This is a genomic window from Stenotrophomonas sp. 05L44_2 (assembly GCF_056665995.1).
Window position 1 is genome coordinate 1 of sequence record NZ_JBFTNR010000542.1, and the last position, 2,871, is coordinate 2,871.

Consider the following 2,871-nt stretch of genomic DNA (forward strand, 5'->3'; position numbering starts at 1 on the left):
CCGCATTGGTGGTGACCGACAGCGCAAACCGCCGCATTGGTGGTGACCGACAGCGCAAACCGCAGCAAGCTGGACGAGGTCGATGGCTGCCCGCCGGTCGCCACCCTCCTGGCACCGGAGCAGACACTACGTGCCGGCGACATCGACTGGACCGCACGCACCGCCGATGCTRCACCTGATTTCGCGCCGGTGATGCTGCGCGGCGATGCGCTGATGGCACTGCTGTCCACCTCCGGCACCACCGGCAGCCCCAAGGGCGTGCCGGTGCCGCTGCGCGCATTGCTGGCCTTTGCCAGTTACATGCAGTTGGCCGTGGACCTGCGCCCAGAGGACGTGTTCTGGAACATCGCCGATCCCGGCTGGGCCTATGGGCTGTATTACGCCGTGATCGGCCCGCTGCTGCTGGGCCAGGCCACCACCTTCAGCGAAGCCGGTTTCAGCGTGCAGGGGCTGAACGACATCGTCGCGCGGCTGGGTGTCACCAATCTTGCCGGCTCGCCCACAGCGTACCGGCAGATCATCGCCGCCGGGCCCGAGGCCAGTGCGGCCATCAACGGCAAGCTGCGGGTGGTGAGCAGCGCCGGCGAACCGCTGAACCCGGAGATCGCCCGTTGGTTCGCCGCCCATCTGGGCACCACGGTGCTCGACCACTACGGCCAGACCGAGACCGGCATGGTGGTCAACAACCACCACGCACTGAACCACGCCGTGCGATCGGGATCATCGGGCTTTGCGATGCCCGGTTACCGCGTGGCGGTACTGGATGATGCCGGCAACGAACTGCCGCCGCGCACGCCCGGCATCCTCGCCATAGACCTGYAGCAGTCGCCGATCATGTGGTTCACCGGCTACTACGGTGCCGACACACCGGCGCTGGGCGATCGCTACTACCTCACCGGTGATTCGGTGGAATGCGAGGACGACGGCTCGATCAGTTTCATCGGTCGCTCGGACGACCTGATCACCTCCTCGGGCTATCGCATCGGTCCATTCGATGTGGAGAGCGTGCTGATGGAACACCCTGCGGTGGCGGAAACGGCGGTGATCGGCGTACCCGATCCAGAGCGCACCGAGATCGTCAAGGCGTTCGTGATCCTGCGCGCGGGGTTCAGCGGCAGCGACACGCTGGCCCAGGAACTGCAGCAGCATGTGCGACGCCGGCTGTCCGCCCATGCGTACCCGCGCCAAATGGCGTTCGTGACGGAACTACCGAAGACGCCCAGCGGCAAGCTGCAGCGCTTCCTGCTGCGCAAGGCCGAGATCGAGAAGCAGGCGGCGGCTGGCTGAGGGTCTCCGGGGTCAGAGCCCTTCCTTCGAAAGGGATCTGACCCCGGGTCGGATCCTCTCCAGCGGAGAGGTTCTGACCCCACATGACCCCGTGCTTGCGCTACGGCATCACCGGCGGCACGTAGGCCAGGGTCATGCCCAGCAGCCACAGCAACCCCAGCACCAGCGGGATGTGCACCAGCAGCTGGATGAACGTGAAGCCGACGATGTCGCGGGCCTTCAGGCCGAGCACGCCCAGCAGTGGCAGCATCCAGAAYGGATTGATCAGGTTCGGCAGCGCTTCGGCCGCGTTGTAGACCTGCACCGCCCAGCCCAGGTGCGCCTTCAGCTCGTTCGCGGCCTGCATCACGTAGGGCGCTTCGATGATCCACTTGCCGCCACCGGACGGTACGAAGAAGCCCAGCACCGCCGAGTACACGCCCATCACCAGCGCGAACGTATCGGTGCTGGCCACGTGCACGAACAGGCTCGACAGCCGGTGCGCCAGCGTCTCACCGTCGCCACCGGCAGCGTGGGTGAGGATCATCGCGATGCCGCCGTACAGCGGGAACTGGATCAGCACACCGGTGGTGCTCGGTACCGCCTTGGCCACCGCGTTGAGGAAGCTGCGCGGGCGCCAGTGCAGCAGCAGGCCCAGCGAGATGAACATGAAGTTGTAGGTGTTGAGGTTGGCGATCGCGCTGACCAATGGCTTGTTGGCGAACTCGTTGAACAGCCAGCCGAAGGCCAGCAGCGAAAGCAGCACGGTCAACAACGGGCTGTACTCCAGCCATTCGCCCGGGCGGGTGCGGCGCTGCAGCGGCTCCGGTTCGGCCTGCGCCGCGCCGGGGAAATCTTCGGCGGTACGCGCACTGCCGGCGGCCGGCGCGGTCAGCCAGGCGATCAGCAGCGAAACCACGATCAACACCGAGGTCAGCGCGATCGACTGCCACAGGAAGATGGTTTCGGTGAACGGCAGCACGCCGGTGATCTCCAGCAGCCCCGGCGGCATGCTGGCCGGGTTGGCCTGCAGCTGTGCCGCCGACGAACTCAGGCCCATCGCCCACACCGCGCCCAGGCCCAGGTAGGCCGAGGCACCGGCAGCCCGATAGTCCATGCGCAGCTCGGTGCGGCGGGCCAGCGCGCGCACCAGCAGGCCGCCGAACACCAGCGAGAAGCCCCAGCTGAGCAGCGAGGCCAGCATGCTGACCAGGCCGACGTACACCACGGCACCACGACCGGTGCGTGGCACCCGGGCCAGGTAGTCGATGAAGCGCGCGACCACCGGTGCAGTGGCTACCGCATAACCACCGATGACCACGAAGGCCATCTGCATGGTGAAGGGAATCAGGCTCCAGAAGCCGTCGCCGAAGGCGCTGGCGGTGGCCCGCGGGGTGGCGCCGAAGCCCATCGCCGCCAGCGCGACGATGACCACGCCGAGCACCGCGAATACGTACGCATCGGGGAACCACTTTTCCGCCCAGGCGGCCGAGCGCAGCGCGGCGCGCGCCATCCAGCCGTCCTGTACTGTTGCCGTCGAGGCCATCACCTACCCTCCCAGGTTCGATGGCCTGATTCTGGGCGGTGGGGTGCGGGCTGTCAGCC

General features: G+C 67.2%; 2 protein-coding genes. One reads left to right on the forward strand and one right to left on the reverse strand.

Features of this window, described 5'->3' with window-relative positions; translation table 11 throughout:
* Nucleotides 1–42: 42 nt before the first annotated feature.
* Entirely contained in the window at nucleotides 43–1,287 is a 1,245-nt protein-coding gene (locus AC1VAN_RS17080; protein WP_480986276.1) for an AMP-binding protein, read from the forward strand.
* Between the two features lie 100 nt (nucleotides 1,288–1,387).
* Here the strand turns inward: AC1VAN_RS17080 and AC1VAN_RS17085 are convergent, their stop codons facing one another.
* Nucleotides 1,388–2,812 carry a short-chain fatty acid transporter gene (locus AC1VAN_RS17085; RefSeq protein ID WP_442251330.1) on the reverse strand — a complete coding sequence of 475 codons (1,425 nt, stop codon included), beginning with the start codon at nucleotides 2,810–2,812 and terminating at the stop codon, nucleotides 1,388–1,390.
* Between the last annotated feature and the right edge of the window lie 59 nt (nucleotides 2,813–2,871).